Below are 5,420 nucleotides of genomic sequence, written 5' to 3' on the forward strand. Positions count from 1 at the left end.
AGCGATAACCCCAATCCTTTGCTGCTGGATATCAATGGGGCGGTTCAGGCGGGAAGCCTGCAATTCAGTGTGAGATCCCGTTTGTCACCGGCCCAGACTCAGGTATTTATCACGGCACTTGAGCAGGCACTCACCACCGTCATCACGGCCGGCCAAAAACAGGCCCGGTTGGGCGGAATAAAAACCCCCAGTGATTATGGAATTAAAGGCGTTTCAATCGAGCGGTTGAGTCGCTTTCAGCAGAGGTATCAGATTGAAGCGTTGTATCCCGCCACCAGTTTGCAGCAGGGTTTTGTTTATCATTATCTGGCTCAACCGCAGGATGATGCTTATCGAGTGCAGTTACTGTTGGATTATCACGACAGGCTGGATTTTGCGGTCTACCAGCAGGCCTGGACACTGGCTTCACTGCGCTTCCCTGTCCTCAGGACGGCCTTTGACTGGGAAGGAGAGGTGTTGCAGATTGTGACAGAGGGTGCCAGTATCGGATCGACCAATTTCATGATCAAAGATATCAGTCCATTGCCGCCAGAAGAATGGGATCGGGCGATTGAAGAACTCCAGCAAAATGACCGGGCCCAGCCTTTTGATTTAAGCCAGCCCGGGTTAATCCGTTTCACTTTAATCAGGCAGCAGGCACAGCTGGCGACGGTACTGATCACTCAGCATCACTGTATTGCCGATGGCTGGAGTAATCCGATTTTATTGCAGACCGTGCATGAGTATTACAATGCGCTGGTGCAGGGACGGGTCCTCCCGAAAGGGGGGGACACGGCTTATCTGGCGACTCAGCAGTATCATCTTGATCATAAGGAGGCCTCCGAGGCGTATTGGGCTGAACGCAAAACCCAGTTTCAGGGGGCGAATGATCTTTCTGCGTTGTTAAGTCACGGGATTGACCTGGCGCAGATAAAAACGGTCGAAAACCCGGCCGAGCAGGTGCTGACGGTAGAGGGAAACGCCTATGGGCAGCTCAAGACGATGTGCCGGGAGCACGGAATAACGCTGAATGTGGTGCTGCAATTTGCCTGGCATAAATTACTGCACAGTTACTGCGGGGATGAGCAGACCCTTGTCGGCACCGTGGTGTCCGGGCGAGATGTACCGGTAGACGGGATTGAGTCCAGTGTCGGGCTGTATATCAATACCCTGCCGTTGACAGTGCAATGGGGGCCTGCCGGCAGCGTGCTGGCCGTTTTACAGGCAATCCAGAACGATATTGCGGCACTCAACAGCCACAGCGCGGTGTCACTGGCCAGTTTGCAGCCCGACGGGGCGCGTTTATTCCACAGCCTGCTGGTCTTTGAAAACTACCCGGCACCGGTGATGAGCGAGCACGGGACAGGCATTGAAAACACGCTGGCATTCCGTCAGGCCATCGAAAAAGTGGATTATCCGGTGTTACTGATGGCCTATGAACAGGGTGACAGCCTGACCGTGAAATTGAGTTATGGGGAAGATTGGCTGACGGGCGAACAGGCGCGGCGTTTACTGTGCCAGCTTGAGCGCATCTTACATACCGTCGCCCGCGATCCGTACCAGCCGCACTCGTCGGTGAGGTTCCTCAGTGACGACGAGCGCCATACCCTGCTGCACCGCTGGAATCAGACCGACGTGCCGTACCCGCAGAGCCACACCCTGCAACAGCAGTTTGAAGCCCGTGCAGCAACCACGCCGGATAACGTGGCGCTGGTGTTTGAGGGGGCAACGCTGACCTACCGGCAGGTCAATGAACGGGCGAACCAGCTGGCGGTTGTGATCCGTGAACGCTATCAGCAGCAGTGCAATGCGCCGATGTCGGCAGACACGCCAGTGGCGCTGTATCTGGATCGCAGTCTGGACATGGTCATCAGCATGCTGGCGGTACTAAAAGCCGGCGGCGCCTACGTGCCGATCTCGCCGGAATATCCGCCCGAGCGAACCCGGTTTATTCTGACCGACACCGCAGCCCCGTGCGTGGTGACTCAGCAGCGGTACTTAACGGCTCTGGGGGAATATCCCCACGCGCTGTCACTGATTGCGGCGGATGATCTGTCCGTGACCGCAGGTCGGCCAGTGAATAATCCTGCTCCGGTGAATACCTCTACGGATCTGGCGTACATCATCTACACCTCGGGAACGACCGGCCAGCCGAAGGGAGTGATGGTTGAACATGCGGGCGTGGTGAATCTGTCCCAGTTTATTGCCCGAACACATTTACTGGGGGAAACGGTAAAGGCGTTATTCTTTTCTAATTACGTTTTTGATGCATCGGTGTTTGAACTCTTCCCAGCTCTGATGGCGGGTTCGACGATTTTTATCGCACCAGCGGCCGTGATAGCGGACAGCGAACAACTGCTGGCTTTTATCAATACGAACAACATTACCAAGGCATTTATTCCCACTGCCTTGATGAATCATTTTGCTGACGAACTGGCCCGCTCAACCTTGCAGGTCATCCATACTGGCGGCGAAGCGCTGAATGCGTTGAATCTACCGCCGGATGTCACGCTATTTAACCAGTACGGCCCCACCGAAGGCACCGTGTGCGCCACCCAAAACTTATTGCAGGACGGGGACCGGGCGATCGGTAAGGGCATTGATAACACCCGTCTGTATGTCCTTGATGGTGAAGGCAACCTGTCTCCCATCGGTGCACCGGGGGAACTGTATATCGGGGGCGCGGGGCTGGCCCGTGGGTATTGGAACCGGCCGACGCTGACGGCGGAGCGTTTTGTGGCGAACCCGTTTGCCACGGCGGAAGATCAGGCGCGCGGCTACACCCGCCTGTATAAAACCGGCGATTGGGTGCGCTGGCGGCCGGACGGCACGCTGGAATACTTGGGGCGCAATGATTTTCAGGTCAAGATCCGCGGTTACCGCATTGAGCTGGGGGAAATTGAAAGCGTGCTGGCCTCGCACCCGCAGGTGAAACAGGCGGTGGTGATTGACTGCGAGCATGAGGGCCACAAAGCCCTGGCGGCGTATCTGGTCACGGACGGGGGGCTGTCGGATGAAACCTTGATGACGTACCTGTCCGCCCGCCTGCCGGACTACATGGTGCCTTCGAGCTTTACCCGGATTGAGTCGGTGCCCCTGACCCTGAATGGCAAACTGGATCGCCGGGCGTTGCCTGCCCCGATGTGGGGAAACCGGGACGATTATGTGGCGCCGCGTAATGCGCTGGAAACTCAGCTGTGTGCCGTCTGGCAGGACGTATTGGGGCTGGAGCGGGTCGGCATTAAGGATAATTTCTTCCGGATCGGGGGTAATTCTCTGATAGCCATTAAGCTGACAGCCGCCATTCGCCGTGTTCTGGCCGTGGAAGTCTCTCTGGCACAGGTGTTTGAGTTAAAAACTATTGCCGGGCTGGCTGCACAGATGGGACAGCAGGCCTGCACGGTGATCCCCCACGTTGAACTGGCGCGCTACCCGCTGTCATTTGCTCAGGAGCGGATGCGGTTTATTGAACAGTTTGAGCAGGGAACCCATGCCTATCATATCCCTTATCTGGTACAGCTCAATGATGGGGCCTGCTTATCCCTTCTGGAAACGGCCATTCATCGGGTGGTTGAGCGCCATCCGGTGATGAAAACGGTCTACCGTAATGACGACGAGGGGCAGGCCTACCAGCAGGTACTGGAAGGTAATCTGGTTCTCCGGTCACAGTCTTGTGAGGCGTTTGATGCGCTCTTGCAAGCGGTGGGCACGGAGCTGGCTACTCCGTTCGATCTGACGGCAGAGCCGGGGCTGCGCCTGTGTCACTACCGGGTGGCCGAACATCATTATTTATTGATGATGTGGCACCATATTGCCATTGATGGCTGGTCCGTCGATATTTTTATGGATGAACTGGCGGAAATTTACTCTGCCCTGCGGGAAGGCCGTGACAGCCCGCTGCCGCCACTGGAAATCACCTATGGGGATTATGCCAGATGGCAGCGTGACTATTTGCAGGGCGAGGTGCGTGAACGCCAGCTGGCCTACTGGCAGCAGACTCTGGCCGGTTATGAACCGCTGTCTTTGCCAACGGACCGGAACCGGCCGACACAGGTGAATTATCAGGGCCGGGATTTCAATTTTGCGCTGGGGAGCGGGCTTTCGGATCAACTGAAGACGCTGGCAAAAACGCAGGAAACTACCCTGTATACCGTTCTGCTCAGTGCGTTTTACGTCACGCTGGCGAAACTGTCCGGCCAGAACGACATCGTGCTGGGAACCCCGACCGACAATCGGCACCATGCGCAAACCCAGCCGCTGATTGGGATGTTTGTCAACTCGCTGGTCTTGAGGGCGCAGCTTGAGCCGGCCGGCAGCGTGGAAAAGCTGATTAAACAGACCCACACAGTGATTGCTCAGGCTAAGGCCCATCAGGATGTGCCGTTTGAGCAGTTGGTTGATGCGCTGGAGATTGAGCGCGACACCGCCCGCCACCCTATTTTCCAGGTTATGTTTGGGGTACAGAATTTGAATGAGGGCGGGCAAAGCAGGGCAAATCTGCCGTTTAGCCCGGTGAAATTGGCCGGGGTTTTATACAGCCCCGCCAAGTTTGACCTGAGCCTGTTTATGGCCGGGGAGCAGGCCAATATTGCCGGTGGCATAAATTACGCGGTAAGTCTGTTTGACGAGTCCTCAATAGCGCGAATGGCAGATATCTATCAGCGGGTATTGATGGCGTTTGTCGCCGATCAGAAGCAGCCTCTGGCCGGGCTTGACGTGTTGTCCGCACAGGAGCGCCATACTCTGCTGCACCGCTGGAACCAGACTGACGTGCCGTATCCGCAGAGCCGGACGTTGCAACAGCAGTTTGAGGCTCAGGTGGTCGCCACACCGGATAATGTGGCACTGGTGTTTGAGGGAGAAACGCTGACTTATCGGCAGGTCAATGAGCGGGCGAACCAGCTGGCGGTTGTGATCCGCGAACGTTATCAGCAGCAGCGTAATGCGCCGATGCCGGCAGACACGCCGGTGGCTTTGTACCTCGATCGCAGCCTGGAGATGATCATCAGTATTCTGGCGGTACTGAAAGCCGGGGGCGCCTATGTGCCGGTGTCCCCGGAATATCCGCCGGAGCGGGTCCGGTTTATTCTGGCCGACACCGGGTCTTCATGTGTGGTGACCCAGCAGCGGCACCTGACGGCGCTGGGGGAATACACGCACACGCTGTCACTGATCGCGGCGGATGATCCGTCGGTGACCGCAGGCCGGCCAATGGACAATCCGGTGCCGATAAACGGAGCCACGGATCTGGCGTACATCATCTACACCTCAGGAACGACCGGTCAGCCGAAAGGGGTCATGCTGACGCACCAAAGCGTCATGAACCGCCTATGCTGGATGCAATCCCGATATGCCTTAAATGCGGCGGATAACGTGCTGCAAAAAACCCCTTATACCTTTGATGTTTCGGTGTGGGAACTGCTGGCGGCTAACTGGGTCGG

The 5,420-nt window shown here is 56.8% G+C and carries 1 protein-coding gene; it reads left to right on the forward strand.

The genetic code is table 11. The features are described 5' to 3' along the window. On the forward strand, positions 1–5,420 hold a 5,420-nt coding region (locus PSI22_RS20650), incomplete at both ends, for a non-ribosomal peptide synthetase (RefSeq protein ID WP_273581374.1).

It is taken from the genome of Xenorhabdus aichiensis (assembly GCF_028598775.1).
GTDB classification, from domain to species: Bacteria; Pseudomonadota; Gammaproteobacteria; order Enterobacterales; family Enterobacteriaceae; genus Xenorhabdus; species Xenorhabdus bovienii.